12 protein-coding genes and 4 pseudogenes are annotated in these 16,828 nt (G+C 35.0%); 8 read left to right on the top strand and 8 right to left on the bottom strand.

What is annotated here, in order from left to right; genetic code table 11:
• Nucleotides 1-129: 129 nt before the first annotated feature.
• The 4 genes and pseudogenes from dnaG to AFK68_RS32030 all read left to right on the top strand — a co-directional run.
• Nucleotides 130-1,027 (top strand): annotated as a pseudogene (dnaG, locus tag AFK68_RS32040) (DNA primase); the annotation flags it as partial.
• Nucleotide 1,028: 1 nt separating this feature from the next.
• Nucleotides 1,029-2,363: toprim domain-containing protein (locus AFK68_RS32035; RefSeq protein WP_094678211.1), on the top strand; the 1,335-nt coding region annotated here is incomplete at its 5' end.
• A gap of 641 nt (nucleotides 2,364-3,004) precedes the next feature.
• Complete coding sequence (locus tag AFK68_RS47280; RefSeq protein WP_256386698.1) at nucleotides 3,005-3,136, top strand: hypothetical protein; 132 nt, start codon at nucleotides 3,005-3,007, stop codon at nucleotides 3,134-3,136.
• Between the two features lie 78 nt (nucleotides 3,137-3,214).
• On the top strand, nucleotides 3,215-3,649 hold the full coding sequence (locus AFK68_RS32030) for a hypothetical protein (RefSeq protein ID WP_246844590.1): 435 nt from the start codon (nucleotides 3,215-3,217) through the stop codon (nucleotides 3,647-3,649).
• A gap of 436 nt (nucleotides 3,650-4,085) precedes the next feature.
• Here AFK68_RS32030 and AFK68_RS37695 read toward each other — a convergent pair whose 3' ends face one another.
• The 5 genes and pseudogenes from AFK68_RS37695 to AFK68_RS32015 all read right to left on the bottom strand — a co-directional run bounded on the left by AFK68_RS37695 (nucleotide 4,086) and on the right by AFK68_RS32015 (nucleotide 9,966).
• On the bottom strand, nucleotides 4,086-4,244 hold the full coding sequence (locus tag AFK68_RS37695) for a hypothetical protein (RefSeq protein WP_168186743.1): 159 nt from the start codon (nucleotides 4,242-4,244) through the stop codon (nucleotides 4,086-4,088).
• A gap of 1,220 nt (nucleotides 4,245-5,464) precedes the next feature.
• Nucleotides 5,465-5,871, bottom strand: a pseudogene (locus AFK68_RS43010) (formylglycine-generating enzyme family protein); the annotation flags it as partial.
• Nucleotide 5,872: 1 nt separating this feature from the next.
• Nucleotides 5,873-6,585: pseudogene (locus tag AFK68_RS47275) on the bottom strand (formylglycine-generating enzyme family protein); the annotation flags it as partial.
• 272 nt (nucleotides 6,586-6,857) lie between these two features.
• The gene (locus AFK68_RS32020) at nucleotides 6,858-7,700 is read right to left on the bottom strand and encodes a serine/threonine-protein kinase (RefSeq protein ID WP_143438512.1); all 843 of its coding nucleotides are present in this window, start codon (nucleotides 7,698-7,700) and stop codon (nucleotides 6,858-6,860) included.
• A 1,738-nt stretch (nucleotides 7,701-9,438) separates the two neighbouring features.
• Nucleotides 9,439-9,966 carry a pentapeptide repeat-containing protein gene (locus tag AFK68_RS32015; RefSeq protein ID WP_094678207.1) on the bottom strand — a complete coding sequence of 176 codons (528 nt, stop codon included), beginning with the start codon at nucleotides 9,964-9,966 and terminating at the stop codon, nucleotides 9,439-9,441.
• 229 nt (nucleotides 9,967-10,195) lie between these two features.
• Between AFK68_RS32015 and AFK68_RS32010 the strand changes: the two genes are divergently transcribed.
• A complete protein-coding gene (locus AFK68_RS32010; RefSeq protein ID WP_094678205.1) occupies nucleotides 10,196-10,744 on the top strand; it encodes a YraN family protein in 549 nt (182 codons plus the stop codon).
• A 125-nt stretch (nucleotides 10,745-10,869) separates the two neighbouring features.
• On the opposite strand, the gene AFK68_RS32005 is transcribed toward AFK68_RS32010, so the two are convergent.
• The gene (locus tag AFK68_RS32005) at nucleotides 10,870-11,259 is read right to left on the bottom strand and encodes a hypothetical protein (protein ID WP_094678203.1); all 390 of its coding nucleotides are present in this window, start codon (nucleotides 11,257-11,259) and stop codon (nucleotides 10,870-10,872) included.
• Nucleotides 11,260-11,926: 667 nt separating this feature from the next.
• Between AFK68_RS32005 and queA the strand changes: the two genes are divergently transcribed.
• Nucleotides 11,927-13,030, top strand: a complete 1,104-nt coding sequence (gene queA / locus AFK68_RS32000) for a tRNA preQ1(34) S-adenosylmethionine ribosyltransferase-isomerase QueA (RefSeq protein WP_094678201.1) — start codon at nucleotides 11,927-11,929, stop codon at nucleotides 13,028-13,030.
• Nucleotides 13,031-13,223: 193 nt separating this feature from the next.
• On the opposite strand, the gene rpmF is transcribed toward queA, so the two are convergent.
• Nucleotides 13,224-13,400 (bottom strand): 50S ribosomal protein L32, encoded by a 177-nt coding sequence (gene rpmF, locus AFK68_RS31995; RefSeq protein WP_094678199.1) that lies wholly within the window; start codon nucleotides 13,398-13,400, stop codon nucleotides 13,224-13,226.
• A 190-nt stretch (nucleotides 13,401-13,590) separates the two neighbouring features.
• Nucleotides 13,591-14,070 (bottom strand): NINE protein, encoded by a 480-nt coding sequence (locus AFK68_RS31990; protein WP_094678197.1) that lies wholly within the window; start codon nucleotides 14,068-14,070, stop codon nucleotides 13,591-13,593.
• Between the two features lie 714 nt (nucleotides 14,071-14,784).
• On the opposite strand from AFK68_RS31990, the gene acsF (AFK68_RS31985) reads away from it, so the two are divergent.
• Nucleotides 14,785-15,861: a magnesium-protoporphyrin IX monomethyl ester (oxidative) cyclase gene (acsF, locus tag AFK68_RS31985; protein WP_094678195.1), complete on the top strand. Its 1,077-nt coding sequence runs from the start codon at nucleotides 14,785-14,787 to the stop codon at nucleotides 15,859-15,861.
• Between the two features lie 51 nt (nucleotides 15,862-15,912).
• A pseudogene (acsF, locus tag AFK68_RS31980) lies at nucleotides 15,913-16,701 on the top strand (magnesium-protoporphyrin IX monomethyl ester (oxidative) cyclase); the annotation flags it as partial.
• Nucleotides 16,702-16,828: the final 127 nt, after the last annotated feature.

Here is a 16,828-nt window from a genome sequence, read left to right as displayed (position 1 = left end):
CCTTCCCCACACCTCCCACACTCCCGTACGGACGCCCTTATGCAACGTCCCTCTTCCACCTAATCAAATATAGCAAGGTTTTTGAGAAATGCTATTATACATCCCCTACTCCCTATTCCCTGATTTAATATGAATAATTTCCGTTTTCATCAAGATACTATTTCAGAAGTTAAGCAAAGAGCAGATATTTATGATGTTATTTCAGAACATATTGTCTTAAAGAAACGAGGGAAAGATTATGTGGGTTTGTGTCCTTTCCATGAAGAAAAAACTCCTAGCTTTACTGTTAGTACGACTAAACAAATGTACTACTGTTTCGGTTGTGGTGCAGGTGGTAATTCTTTGAAGTTTTTAATGGAAATTGGTAAGTCTTCTTTTAGTGATGTAGTATTAGATTTAGCTAGACGTTATCAAATACAAGTTAAAACAGAATCACCAGAAAATAGACAAGAATTTCAACGACAAATTTCTCTTCGGGAAAAACTTTATGAAATATTGGCAATAGCTAATAATTTCTATCAATATGCTTTAAAACAACCCCAGGGAAAAGTTGCTCTAGAGTATTTAAAAAATTCACGTCAAATTTCCGAAGAAACTATTCAAAAATTTCAACTTGGTTATGCTCCTAATGGTTGGGAAACTATTTATGGTTATCTGGTAGAACAAAAAGGTTTTCCTGTAGAATTAGTGGAAAAAGCTGGATTAATTTTGCCGAGAAAATCTGGTACTGGTTATTACGATAGATTTCGCGATCGCCTTATAATTCCTATTAATGATGTTCAGGGTAGAGTTATTGGTTTTGGTGGCAGAACTCTAACTGATGAACAACCTAAATATTTGAATTCTCCTGAGACTGAATTATTTGATAAAGGTAAAACTTTATTTGCTTTGGATAAGGCAAAAACTGCTATTGCTAAACAAGATAAAGTTGTAATTGTAGAGGGATATTTTGATGCTATAGCTCTTCATGCTTCGGGTATTAATAATGTTGTTGCTTCTCTGGGTACGGCGTTAAGTTCAATTCAAANGAACAACCTAAATATTTGAATTCTCCTGAGACTGAATTATTTGATAAAGGTAAAACTTTATTTGCTTTGGATAAGGCAAAAACTGCTATTGCTAAACAAGATAAAGTTGTAATTGTAGAGGGATATTTTGATGCTATAGCTCTTCATGCTTCGGGTATTAATAATGTTGTTGCTTCTCTGGGTACGGCGTTAAGTTCAATTCAAATTAAACAACTTTTACGTTATACGGAATCTAAACAAATTATCTTAAATTTTGATGCTGACCGAGCAGGTATTCAAGCTACTGACAGAGCAATAGGAGAAATAGAAAAGTTTGCTTATAGTGGGGATGTTCAATTAAGAGTTTTGAATATTCCTGATGGGAAAGATGCTGATGAATATTTGAGAGTTTATTCTGCTGAAAAGTATCAGGAATTATTGATTAATTCTCCTCTTTGGATTGATTGGCAAATTCAAAATATGGTAAAAAGTAAAAATCTGAGTCTGGCAGATGAATATGCTCAAGTAAATCAAGAAATAGTGAAAATTTTAACTAAGATAACTAATGATAGTCAGCTTACTTATTATCTACAATATTGTGCGGAAATTTTAAGCAAGGGAGATGCTCGGAGGGTTTCATTAATTTCTGAAAATTTATTAACTCAAGTCTTTATTAATTGGAGAAAGCTATTATCTGAAGATGAATCTTTATCACCGCCGTTACTCGTAGCTAAACAATTAAAATCTCATCCGCGAAATAATATAAATCTTACTAGGGCTAAGGAGAAAAAAAGTAATTCACAGCCAGTTTTATCTGCACCTGTAGAAAAAAGTTTATTGGCAGAAGCAGAGTCTTTATTATTGCGTATTTATTTACATTGTCCGAATTATCGTCAAGATGTCAAAGATGCAATGGAAGCAAGAGATTTACAGTTTAGTTTCTCTCACAATAGATTTTTATGGCAGCAAATTATTGCTGTAGAAAATATCTCGGAAAATGAAACAAATGATTCAGATAATTTAATTTCAAAGTTACAGGATAGTTGTTGGGAAATTCCAGATAAACTTGTTAATTTAGAGCATCTTTTTCATTTAGATGAAAAGACAAAAAAAAATCTCCTCCGAGCGCCTTTGGAAATTCGTTCTACTATAGCAACTATAGAATTAATTATGTCGATAAAACGTCGGAGTGCTATTTTAAATATGTGGCAAAAAATAGATTTATCTGTTGAGTCTGAGTTGGCGAAAAAGTATCAAGAAAAATTTTATTCGGAATCTGAATGGATTCGAGAATTAGAAAGATTAAGACTTACGACTATTCAGGATTTAATTGAAGTACCTTTAGGGGAATTATAATATCGTAGGGGTTTGGTCTCCAAACCCAAGAATTAGGGTGCGTTTCACTGTTTTGGAGCTTCATAAAATGTATTGACTGTTGCGTATAGAGCAATAGTAGAAAAATTCCACTATTCATCTCCTCTGGCGGAGTGCTTCATAAAATGTATTGACTGTTGCGTATAGAGCAATAGAAGAAAAATTTCACTATTCATCCCTCTGGCGGAGTGCTTCATAAAATGTATCGACTGTTGCGTATCAGGGCAAACGCATCTAAATTCTCGAAGCTTGTGCCGTTAAGCTTTAGAGGAGTAATAAGTATAAATATTCATAAGCCTGACATCCTTGCCCTGTCAGAACTTCAAAATAAGATGCGTTTGCCCTATGTTGCGTATAGAGCAATAGAAGAAAAATTCCACAATAATAAGTAAGTATTGGATTATCAGTCTCTAATTAAACTAGAGATTTTTGATACAATGTTTAAAATTACAGCAGTTCTGGAGTTGATGAGGTACAAAGTTTTACAAGTTGAGGGAATAGGGAATAGAGATTAAATTCGTATTTGATTGATAACTGATAACTGATAACTGATAACTGAAATGACTCCGTTTTTCCTCTCTCAACAAGAAAATTTATTTTGCACAACAACTTATTAAAAAATCATGGTTCAAACTCTATCAGCACAAGAAATAAATTTACAGATACTTAGGGAAAAATTCAGCCTAGAGTTAGTTGAAAATGATAAATTTTTTCCAGAATTGCAATATGAACTACCTGAAATATCCTCAGCATAAAAACAAAGATTAGACCGAGTTAAAGCCAGCTATTCTAATTTATTAGAAGACCTACCTATCTTAGAAAATACTGTCAAAATGGTAGTCTTATCTCCCTTATTAGATTTAGCTAACCTCTACCTTCCTCCCTTCCGCATCAAGTCAGAAAAATCTATAAAAATTTCCCTAGAAGATGGAGGAATTATTATGAAAGGAAAAATTGATTTATTAGTTGTATCTGAACAAATTTTGCTAATGGCGATCGAATCTAAACAAGCTGCTTTTTCTTTAGAAGTTGGTAGGTCACAATTACTAACTTATATGCTTGTTAATCCTAATTATAACCACGCAACTTATGGTTTAATTCTGAATGGTAATAGCTTTCGATTTTTTAAATTAGTAAAAGGAGAAACATCACAGTATGCTGTATCTAGAATATTCGATATCTTTAATCCAGGAAATGATTTGTATGATGTACTTAGTATTTTAAAAAATTTAGCTCAGGAGGCAAGGAATTTAATAATTAACGATTAATAATTAATAATTAGGCTATATGTACTGATAACTGATAACTGATAACTGAAATGACTTAGCCATTGGAAGTCTGAAGAAGCTATTTATTTGATGGTAACATTGGTAATTTCTGTCACTCGTTGGGGGAAATTCCAATTATACGTTTACTACTAATATCAACTTTTTTCTCTTTTTTGCCATTGATGAAGTTGAGTAATTTCTGTTTGTTGAACTATGAATACTGATAACTGAAATTGGTCTGACGATGTTTTGGTATTGAATAAAAAGTCATGCGTATGTACGAACGAACCCTACTATATAATCCTACCATGATTTTTTTGCCGACGCAACCAGTAAATCCTTTCGGCGCCGATTTTTTTTTGGTGCTTCACAAAATGTAAATTCTCTGATTCATGGGAAAATCCGAGGGTGATTGTGGAAAAGTCAAACCTTTCTACTACCGACTTTCTTTAGTGTGCTTCACAGAATGAGATTTTTCTCTGATTTTTAGCGATCGCGAAGTGGAAAGGAGTTTCATTGTTTCTATATTTCTCCTAATACTGACTTTTTCGGGTGCTTCACAAAATAATTTTTGCCTTTTATTTTTAGCGCTCAACTGCGGAAGGTTTTTCTATCGCTTCTACTCGGTAACATAATCATCCGTACATCCGTGGCAATATTCTTGTCTGACTATGTTTTTTAGTTGAATAGAAAGTCATGTGTAGGTACGAGCGACAACCACTATTTAAACTATACCATGATTTTTTGGCCGACGCAAGAGGTAAATTCTTTCGGCGCCGATTTTTTTGGTGCTTCACAAAATGCAGATTTTCCGATCTGTACATCTGTGGCAAAATTTTTCCTCTGGGTGCTTCACAATATGAGATTTTTGCCAATTTGAGCGATCGCTTCTGTCAGAATAAAACCTTCCTATCACTAACTTTTTTCTAGGGGTGTTTCACAATATGAGATTTTTCTCTACCTTCGCGATCGCTCAGGTGCGGAATTTTCTTCTATCCCTTCTACTCGGTATCATAATCATCCGTACATCTGTACCAATATACTTGTCTGACTATCTTTGATAGTTGAATAAAAAGTCATGCGTAGGTACGAGTGACTCCCACTACTTAAACTCTACCATGATTTTTTGGCCGACGCAACCAGTAAATCCTTTCGGCGCCGATTTTTTTTTGGGGTGCTTCATAAAATGTAGATTCTCTGATTCATGGCAAAATCCGAGGGTGATTGTGGAAAAGTCAAACCTTTCTACTACTGACTTTCTTTAGTGTGCTTCACACAATGAGATTTTTCTGTGATTTTTAGCGATCGCGAAACAGAAAGGAATTTCATTGCTTCTATATTTTTCTTACCACTGACTTTTTTTGGTGCTTCACAAAATATTTTTGCCTTTGATTTTTAGCGCTCAAGTGTAGAAGGTCATTCTATCCCTTCTCTTAGGTCACATAATTATTCGTGTATCCGTGGCAAAATCTGTTTTTAGCGATATCGTATTGAATAAAAAGTCATGTGTAGGTACGAACTAACCCCACCATATAATCTTACCATGATTTTTTTGCCGACGCAAGGAGTAAATCCTTTTTACGCCGATTTTTTTTGGTTGCTTCACAGAATGCAGCCAAAACCTCAAACTTACAACTTCATAAAAACTTCTGACTTCTGACTTCTGACTTCTAACTTCTCTTTATCCGTGTATCCGTGGCAAAATCTTTGCCTTGCCCTGTCTTGCCACCCTGAAAAAAAATTTTACCCCCTTCGCGGGAAGGAAAGAGAAAAGAATAAAGAGGGAAAAGGGGAAAAGAGGAAAAGAGAAAAGGGTTAAAGAGTTCTCCGGTCATCGCATACTACACGAAAACCAAAAACTTTGACGTAGAGCTCGCGCCTACTGAGGTTGATGCGAGACGCAGAACGGCAGTTATTAGAAAAGTGGTTCCACGAACCGCCCCGCAGCGGTGAAAGATTTTTATTTCCATCTAACCAAACACTTCCATCTGTAGGCGCACCATTATAATTCTCATGCCAATCATCAGCACACCATTCCAACACATTGCCGTGCATATCGTATAAGCCAAAACTATTGGGAGGAAAAATTCCCACATCCGTTGTTTGTTGACGATATTTTCCTTTCGGTGCATTAGCATAAGTATAGTTACCATGAAAGTTAACTAACTCAGACGTTATAGTTTCCCCAAAATAAAATGGTGTTGTTGTTCCTGCACGGGCGCNAGTTACCATGAAAGTTAACTAACTCAGACGTTATAGTTTCCCCAAAATAAAATGGTGTTGTTGTTCCTGCACGGGCGCGCATATTCCCATTGACTCTCACTGGGCAAACTATATTTTTTACCTACTATTTCTGAGAGTTTCCGACAAAACTTTGTCGCGTCGTTCCAATTTACTCTTTCTACAGGACGACTCGCACCTTTAAAGTAAGAAGGATTATTTCCCATAACCGCTTCCCACTGTGCTTGAGTAACTGGATACTTTCCCATAAAAAATTCTGGCACATCTACATAATGTTGCGGACCTTCATTATCTCTTCTTCCTACTTCTGTTTCTGGAGAACCCATAAGAAATCTACCTCCAGGAATTTTTACCATTTCTAGGGAGACCCCATTAAAATTTTCTGTCATTACTTCTGCCTTACCTGGAAGACGACTTATTATTTCTCCTCTCCTATTAACTCTGACAGTAGTAAATGTCTGAATAGGAAATTCTGATTGTGGTGGAGGGGGAGGTGCTGGAGTTGGTTCGGGAGGAGAAATATTTTCCGGTGTAGTTTCTGGAGGAAAAATATTTTCTGGTGTTCTTTCTGAAGTTGGTTGGGAAGTAGAAATATTTTCTGGAGGTCTTCTACTCAACAAATTAGTTAATATGGCCGTGACAAACCCACCTCCTGCTAAACCTCCCCATATCAATATTTGTCTTCTAGTTTGATCGGGTGGAGGTTGAGGGTTTACTACTACCGTTTTTGTTTGACCAGTTTTTATTACCGTTTTTGTTTAAGTAGTCTGAATATTTAATCCTTCTAATACTTCTAATACTTCCGCCGCATTTTCATAACGCATGACAAANTAGTTAATATGGCCGTGACAAACCCACCTCCTGCTAAACCTCCCCATATCAATATTTGTCTTCTAGTTTGATCGGGTGGAGGTTGAGGGTTTACTACTACCGTTTTTGTTTGACCAGTTTTTATTACCGTTTTTGTTTAAGTAGTCTGAATATTTAATCCTTCTAATACTTCTAATACTTCCGCCGCATTTTCATAACGCATGACAAAATATTCATGTACCATCCTATCCAAAATATTTGCCAGACGATCGCTGACTCCTGCTTCATTTCGCCAGATAATATGTTCGGTCTTGGAATCTCTTGGTAAATTTTCTGGGTTTTTACCAGTCAGTGCTTTTATTCCCACCATTCCCACTGCATAGATATCGCTACTTAGTTTTGGTTGCCCTCTACTTTGTTCGCTTGGCATATACCCAGGTGTTCCGACTGCTACTGTTAAAGTTGTTGCACCTGGTTGGTTCGCTGTGGTTAGTACACTTATTTCTTTGACGGCGCCAAAATCTATCAATACTATTTTGTTATCTGACTTACGGCGCATCAAATTTTGTGGTTTGATGTCTCGGTGAACTATATTATTTTGATGAGCTATGGTTAATGCTTCTAAGATTCCTGTGAGTAAGGTGATGGTGTAAGACTCGCTTAATTTTTTCCCTTTTGTCAGTTCTTTACTTATGTCTTGCCCTTCTATATATTCTTGTACTAGGTAAAATTCTTTTCCTTCTTGGAAATGAGCAAATAATTTTGGTATTTGGTCTGAGTCTTTGCCTAATTTGTATAAGGTTTCTGCTTCTCTATCAAACAATTTTTTGGCAGTAGCTAAAACTTCTGGGTCTCGAACTTTAGGTTTGAGATGTTTAACGACACATTTCGGATTTCCTGGTAACTGCAAATCCTCGGCTAAGTAGGTATCTCCAAAACCTCCACTTCCGAGAGAGTCAATAATTTTGTAACGTCGTTCCAAGACTTTTCCTAACTGCATGGCTTTTCAGTTATCAGCTTTTTCAGTTATCAGTTATCAGACTTCCTCTTTTCCATTATCAGTTATTAGATTTTGTGGGGTACTATCTGGTAGGCAAGAATGGTTTTTTGAGCATAATTGATTTGAGTATATCTGAGCGCACCTTTCCCATTATACTTATAATACCATGTCAAGTTTCTTTGTCAACTACCCTTTTTTCACTTATCAGTTATTAGTTATCAGACTTCCTTTTTATCTATTAGTTACCAGTTATCAAACTGCCTTTTTTCAGTTATCAGTTATTAGACTTTGTGGGGTACTACCCAGTCAGTTATCAGTTATCAGTTATCAGCTTTTCTATTTATTACTTATCAGAGTAGGAAAGAATGGTTTTTTGAGCCTAATTGCTTTGAGTATATATGAGCGCACCTTTCCCATTATACTTATAATACCATGTCATAATACCATGTCAAGTTTTTTCCTCAACTACCTTTTTTTCAGTTATCAGTTATCAGCTTTTCCAGTTATTAGTTATTAGACTTCACTTTTTTCAGTTATTAGTTATTAGACTTTCTAGGGTACTACCCAATAGACAGATATGTATGGTTTTTTGAGCCTAATTGCTTTGAGTATATATGAGCGCACCTTTTCCATTATATTTATAATACCATGTCAAGTTCTTTTGTCAACCACCCTTTTTTCAGTTATTAGTTATTAGACTTTCCAGCTATTAGTTATCAGGCTTTCTCTTGATCTATTTTATCTATTAGTTACCAGTTATCAAACTTCCTTTTTTCAGTTATTAGTTATTAAACTTTCTAGGGTACTACCCGATAGAAAAGTATGTTTTTTGAGCATAATTGATTTGAGTATATCNACCCTTTTTTCAGTTATTAGTTATTAGACTTTCCAGCTATTAGTTATCAGGCTTTCTCTTGATCTATTTTATCTATTAGTTACCAGTTATCAAACTTCCTTTTTTCAGTTATTAGTTATTAAACTTTCTAGGGTACTACCCGATAGAAAAGTATGTTTTTTGAGCATAATTGATTTGAGTATATATGAGCGCACCTTTCCCATTATACTTAGTAATACCATGTCAAGTTCTTTTGTCAACCACCCTTTTTTCAACTATCACTTATCAGTTATCAGTTATCAGCTTTTCCAGTTATTAGTTATCAGACTTCCTCTTTAATCTATTAGTTACCACTTATCAAACTTCCTCTTTTCAGTTATCAGTTATTAGACTTTCTGGCGGACCTCTTAGTTAGTCGGAAAATATTGTTTTTTTGGCATAATTGATTTGAGTATATCTGAGCGTACCTTTCCCATTATATTTAAAATACCATGTCAAGTTTTTTTGTTAACCACCCTTTTTCAGTTATCAGTAGTAAAGACAGTATAGAATAATTGGTAGTGGTACATTGTAATGGTCGTGCATTTTCATTATATTTTTTAGGAGAAAAGTGGGAGCATCTTGCTCCCCCGTTAGGTATTCCTTATTTCCTGTATACCATTACTATCGACTACCGAATAATTTAGTCATCTTTTAAATGACTTAAGCTATTAGCCAAGGATTGAAATTCTTGGCTTTTTTAGCTATTGGATTTTGGCAATCTTTGTCTTGAGATAGGCAATGCGTATTAATTAGTTATCAGTTATTAGTAGTTCAGTAGAAACATTGAGGACTTTTGCAGTTATCAACTATTAGTTATTAGTTAACTTAACTATTCCCTGTTCCCTGTTCCCTGCTATATAATTAATCACAAAATAGAGTATCTCTTGTTTCATTACCCGTAATAGGATTTATACCCTTAGCAATCTCGCATAACTCTTTTTGAGTATCTTCTCGCAAAAAAGCATCGGTAAAATCTGCCCCATCAATAATTGCACCACGAAATTGAGTATGGAAAGCAAAAGCACCTTCCAAAATAGCATTAGTCAAATTTGCTTTGTTAAAACTAGCATTATCCAAAGTAGAATAACTAAGATTAGCTCCCTCTAAATTAGCTCCTTCTAAATGAGCGCCAAACAAACTAACTCCACTTAAATTTGCATTAGTAAAATCACTTTTACGCAGAATAGATTTTGTAAATGAATCATTAGTTAAGTCTCGACCAGAAAAATCAACACCTACCAAGATTTGTTTGTTATACTCATCAGCTAGAGTAGGTGTGGCGTTGGTAAATATCAAGGCAGTTATTGCCCCAATCCCAGTGAGATATACTATTAATGAAAAGACAAAACTGACTAAAATTTGGAAAGTTTTCTGTTGTCTGAAATTCATACTACTTCTGGCTAATTTACTATAAGAAGTTCATAATTTAGTAAGCATCCAGCTATTAATGGTCAGCTCTCAGTAATAAGACTTCGGTAAATGTAGTAAGATTTAATTGCTACTTTACACTCCCCTCTTAAGGATGGGGGGTTTAAAGAAAGCTTTTATCACAACAACCAAAAGCAATAGCTGATAGCTGATAGCTGACGGCTGAATGCTTACTTTAGAATAAACCAAAATGAGCCTTTCTTCATCTAGTCAATCTACTTATATTTCCCAAAAAATTGACAAAGGTATTTTGGGAGAAGAGTTAGTGGCAAAATGGTTAAATCAACAAGGTTGGCAAATACTCCATCGACGCTGGCAATGTCGCTGGGGAGAATTAGATATTATTGCTATGAAAAATTCTCCCTTCAGGAATAACTCTGGTCAAAATTTTACAAATTTTTCTATTTTAGCATTTGTGGAGGTAAAAACCCGTAGTCGGGGTAACTGGGATGAAGATGGTCTATTAGCAGTTACAGAGTCAAAACAGGCCAAACTATGGCAAACTGCAGAAATATTTTTGAGCGATCGCCCAGAATTAGCAGATTGTTCTTGTAGATTTGATATAGCCTTAGTAAGGTGCAATTATATTCAGAAAAACTCTCCCTTCCCGATCGCCCCATCAACAGAAGAGAAACTATCTGAATTAACTGTTGAGATTGGAAATTCTGTTGAGTTAGCAGGTTATCAACTAATTTTACAAAATTATATTTCTTCTGCTTTTATTGTTAATTTAGACTAAATACTTAAATTGTGAAGAATCAATTAAGTATATATTACTGTTATTGTACCCATACTAATATTAGTTATAGTATCTATTATAGATGTATAGGTACAAACAAATTAGAATTAGAGCCTGATTCAAGATTAACCCAAAGTTTCTGGGCAATATCCCAAACCCTTGACAAATTGGGTCCGAAATGCTTCTATTTCATCTTGATTAGGCTGTCCATGGGAAACCACTGCTACCTGATAACGTCTCATCACACTTAAGGGTGATTGTCCAGTTTCCAAACCCCATAGTGCCATTCTGACACGGATATCAGGATCGTAAGGTATTCCCAATTCATTCATAAAAGCCCTAAAATCTCCATGCTGTTCAGGAGTCAAGTAGTGACTCATTTTGATTTTTACAACCCAGCCATCAATTTGATGAATTACTGTCATAAACTGAAGCGGTAGTTGATGGGCAGTGTTTAAGTATTCAACTACTCTGAGACATAAGCTAGTATTTGCTAAAAAGTAAAGGTATTCCATATCAATTCCAACTATTACCGCTTACAACTATCGCTTTTCCTAGGTTTAACCTCTAAAATTTATTTTCTACTCAATTGATGAGGAAATTTAAAGGTACTGGGAAACAGTCATAGGAAGCGGGGCGGATATTGCCGCTTCCCTATAAACAAATTAGGTATATGTTCTACAATGTTTAGGAGTTTAAAACAGCTATAGAATCTGTTGTATTTTTAACGACAGATATATCTGCCCGGAATACTCCAACTAGGTCTATACTTATATATTCACTCTTATATATTGCAGATCACTAGGGGAAAAGTACCCTAATTTGTATGGGGGGTTTTACCCAATTACCCGTTATATACTCAGTAATATGACCAATAAATAAGGTCTCAGCTCCTCTTTCACGGGGTAAAAAAGGAAATATTTTCTGGCCTCCCTATTAGAGGAGGTAATGATAACTGATAACTGATAACTGAAATGACCGATTTAGATTGGTCCATAGAGTCTTATGACTATGAACTTCCCCTGGAGTTAATTGCTCAAAATCCAGTNCAATTACCCGTTATATACTCAGTAATATGACCAATAAATAAGGTCTCAGCTCCTCTTTCACGGGGTAAAAAAGGAAATATTTTCTGGCCTCCCTATTAGAGGAGGTAATGATAACTGATAACTGATAACTGAAATGACCGATTTAGATTGGTCCATAGAGTCTTATGACTATGAACTTCCCCTGGAGTTAATTGCTCAAAATCCAGTTGTACCTAGAGATAGCTCTCGCTTAATGGTTGTAGAGTCCCTCACACACCGTAATTGTATTTTCAGAGATTTACCAGATTTACTCCAACCAGAAGATTTACTGGTTTTGAATAATACCCGTGTGATTCCTGCTAGGCTTTATGGTCAAAAAACGAGTGGTGCTCAGGTAGAAATCTTGTTATTGAAACCAATCACAAGTGATTCTTGGTTAGCTTTAGTAAAACCTGGTAAACGTTTTATCACTGGGGCAACAATTGAATTTGAACCTAATTCATCCTTTGCTTGTGATTATAAGTTGCAAGCCAGAGTATTAGCAACCGATGGAGAAACTGGTGGACGTGTGTTAAAATTTGATTTGCCTCCAGGAGTTTCTTTAATCAACTTGTTGGATAAATTTGGCCATGTGCCTTTTCCTCCTTATGTTACAGATTCACAGACTCTCAGTGAACAATATCAAACTGTATATAGCAAGGTAGCAGGAGCGATCGCTGCTCCTACTGCAGGTTTACATTTTACTGATGAATTACTTGAGAAACTAGAACAACGGAATATTGGACAAGCTTTTATAACTTTGCACGTTGGTATTGGCACATTTCGTCCAGTTGAGGTTAAAGATATTACTACCCATAATATACACTCCGAATGGGTTGAGGTTTCATCTTTGACTGTAGATAAAATTCTCCAGACAAAGGCTAAAGGTGGACGTATTATTGCAGTGGGAACGACAGTAGTTAGAGCTATTGAAGGAGCAGCACTAGCTAATGATAGTTATGGCAGCGATGAATGTTTAATTAAACCATTTTGTGATTATACTGACATATATATTTATCCTGGTTATAAGTGGCGGGTAGTAGATGGTTTAATTACTAATTTTCATCTGCCACGTTCTAGTTTGCTGATGCTGGTTAGTGCGATGATTGGTAGAAAACGTCTTTTAAGTTTATATAAGGAAGCAATTACTCAAAAATATCGCTTTTATTCTTTTGGTGATGCTATGTTGATTCTACCATCTGCTAGGATTGATTTTTAAATAAAAAGGCTTTAGCCTAGACATCTTTAAATACAATACTTGCAAAAAAAACTTGTAGTTTCTCCCCATACTCCCCAAATTCCTCACACCCAGGTGATTCTAATACAAAGTGAAACAACCCTGTCTCTAAGGGGCTTTCAATATTAGCATAATGTTAATAGGTAAACCATTTGCCAGATTAAGCCCCAATTGATTAATCTTCTTCTTCTTCCTCCTCATTACCTGGATATACAAAACTATGGGAACGTTGAGTTAACACAGATTTACCTAGGGATAGTGCTTTCTTTGCTTCTAGCCTTGCTTGGCGTTTCCAGTTAGCCTTGCGCATATTTTTCTTGGATTTTGAGGTCCTCTTCTTTGGTACAGCCATAAGAGTTCTTCTATTCTCTAAATTACAGATAATTTTACAGATAGATAACTATCTTACCTTAATTTTAGTAATTATGGAATACCGAAACTAATATCAATTAATATATTTTATTGATTATTTATTTGCTAAATTACCAAAAAGCTTTTGTAGAGTATCATTATAATCACTGTAAATTTAGTCTTGGGAATAGTCAAAGTTCATGGAAATCGTAAATAACTATCCCTGTCTCTGGATGGTTATCTACACTGACATAACCAGTTTTGAGCATTTCTTTCATAGTTTCTTCTACTTCTGCAAAACTAGCTCCTGTTGCAATAACTCCTTGAGTAACAGATAATTTTCCTCCTCTAATTGAAGCTGCTTTGAGTAAGGCAACCATTAATTGTTGACGGGTTTGTGGGATAGAAGCTTTCATAGCGATCGCTCCATTTGATTGATATAATGGTACTCCTTGATCTGAAATACCCAATTTAGCTCTGACTTTGGCGTTGTGTTCTTCTACCATACTGGGAATTAACAATAAGTCAATAAATTGACCTACTCCAAATAACCCGTAGGTAAAGAGCCAAACTAGACCTGTGAAAATTTTGCCATTATAGATACGATGGCATCCACTTAAGCCTAGTAAGCAAGCTGCCCAGAATAGGTAACTATATCCTATATTATTCATTGAGATGTCGTCCAATTAAGCCTAGTAAGCAAGCTGCCCAGAATAGGTAACTATATCCTATATTATTCATTGAGATGTCGTCCAAAACATTATTAATCTTAATACAGCTCTGACAAGCTGGTTATCTTAAAATCGTGGACAATTAATATTTACTACTATGTTAGTTCAAACGGTATTGAAAACTTAAGTATTCACGGTCAATATTTGTAGTTAAGCAATCAGGGAAGTCCCAAACTCTCATCTCATATACATTTAGGGTTTGCTTATGGAAGTCTTTTTGTTGAGGTAGGGAATAGGGAGTAGGGAGTAGTTAAGAGTCAGGATAAATGGGAGTTATAGAGGAGGTGGTCTCAAGAATGGTAAGAGCCATTTTTCTGCTATAGTTACTCCAAAATGCTCACTTTTTGAACCTCAACGACCTAAACACTTGTACTTTTTCCAGACATAAAAAGGCTAAAACCTTGATCTTTCAATGCCTTTAGATTTAATCAGCAAACCCTATTTAGAAACTACACATAGCTTTGCAATTCTTAACACAAATTAGATACTTCAAACCCCTAGACCTTGATAAACTATATAGCGTGGAAAATATAGTGCGGTTTAAACCATTACTCTCTAAATTAGAAATGGGGCATATTAATATTAGTGGAGAAATTTTAAACATATCTCTTACCCCAGCTCACTCTTACTTTTTTTAAGAAAACAAGAAAACTTATGGTAGATTCTCTAAAAAAACCAGCTTTTGAAGAAATGCGTCCAGGGGTAAAAGTCCCCTCTAAAGAAACTATTCTTACACCTCGATTCTATACAACAGATTTTGATGAGATGGCTAAAATGGACATCTCTGTAAATGAAGATGAATTGATGGCTATTTTGGAAGAATTCCGTGCAGATTATAATCGGCATCATTTTGTCAGGGATGAGGAATTTGCCCAGTCTTGGGAGCATATTGATGGGGATACTCGTCGGTTGTTTGTTGAATTTCTAGAACGTTCTTGTACTGCTGAATTTTCTGGATTTTTACTATATAAAGAATTAGGTCGTCGTCTTAAAGATAAAAGCCCTGTTTTGGCTGAGTGTTTTAATTTAATGTCACGAGATGAAGCTCGTCATGCTGGTTTTTTGAATAAGGCAATGTCAGATTTTAATCTGTCTTTGGATTTAGGTTTTTTAACTAAAAGTCGTAAGTATACTTTCTTTAAACCAAAGTTTATTTTCTACGCTACTTATCTATCGGAAAAAATTGGTTATTGGCGTTATATTACTATTTATCGTCATTTAGAAGCTCACCCAGAGGATAGAATTTATCCTATTTTCCGTTTCTTTGAAAATTGGTGTCAAGATGAAAATCGTCATGGGGATTTCTTTGATGCTATTATGAGGGCTGCACCAGAAATTTTGAATGACTGGAAAGCAAAATTGTGGTGTAGATTTTTCTTGCTTTCTGTGTTTGCTACTATGTACTTGAATGATATTCAACGAGCTGATTTTTATGCTTCTATTGGTTTGAATGCTCGTGATTATGATAAATATGTAATTGAGAAAACTAATGAAACTTCAGGACGGGTTTTTCCTATAATTTTGGATGTGGAAGATCCTCAGTTTTATGAAAGACTAGAAGTTTGTGTGAAAAATAATGAGAAGTTGACGGCGATCGCTAATTCTAATCAACCAGGTTTTGTGAAGTTTTTCCAGAAGTTACCTCTGTATTTATCTAATGGTTGGCAATTCTTGAAGTTGTATTTAATGAAGCCAATTGAAACTGCTTCTATGCAAAGTTCTGTTCGTTAAGAAAGTAGTTAATAATTAATTTTTTGATTGTGGTAGCCTTGTGTTAAACCTGCTGAATTTTCTGGATTTTTACTATATAAAGAATTAGGTCGTCGTCTTAAAGATAAAAGCCCTGTTTTGGCTGAGTGTTTTAATTTAATGTCACGAGATGAAGCTCGTCATGCTGGTTTTTTGAATAAGGCAATGTCAGATTTTAATCTGTCTTTGGATTTAGGTTTTTTAACTAAAAGTCGTAAGTATACTTTCTTTAAACCAAAGTTTATTTTCTACGCTACTTATCTATCGGAAAAAATTGGTTATTGGCGTTATATTACTATTTATCGTCATTTAGAAGCTCACCCAGAGGATAGAATTTATCCTATTTTCCGTTTCTTTGAAAATTGGTGTCAAGATGAAAATCGTCATGGGGATTTCTTTGATGCTATTATGAGGGCTGCACCAGAAATTTTGAATGACTGGAAAGCAAAATTGTGGTGTAGATTTTTCTTGCTTTCTGTGTTTGCTACTATGTACTTGAATGATATTCAACGAGCTGATTTTTATGCTTCTATTGGTTTGAATGCTCGTGATTATGATAAATATGTAATTGAGAAAACTAATGAAACTTCAGGACGGGTTTTTCCTATAATTTTGGATGTGGAAGATCCTCAGTTTTATGAAAGACTAGAAGTTTGTGTGAAAAATAATGAGAAGTTGACGGCGATCGCTAATTCTAATCAACCAGGTTTTGTGAAGTTTTTCCAGAAGTTACCTCTGTATTTATCTAATGGTTGGCAATTCTTGAAGTTGTATTTAATGAAGCCAATTGAAACTGCTTCTATGCAAAGTTCTGTTCGTTAAGAAAGTAGTTAATAATTAATTTTTTGATTGTGGTAGCCTTGTGTTAAACAAGGCTATTTATTTTTATTTATTTAGTAATATTAAATCCGTATAAATAAAATAAAGTGAAACCAGGTTTGTATTATAC

It is taken from the genome of Hydrocoleum sp. CS-953, assembly GCF_002260545.1.
Taxonomy (GTDB): domain Bacteria; phylum Cyanobacteriota; class Cyanobacteriia; order Cyanobacteriales; family Microcoleaceae; genus Trichodesmium.
The sequence above is the reverse complement of the archived record's forward strand: the minus strand, read 5'-3'. Positions and strand labels throughout refer to the sequence as shown.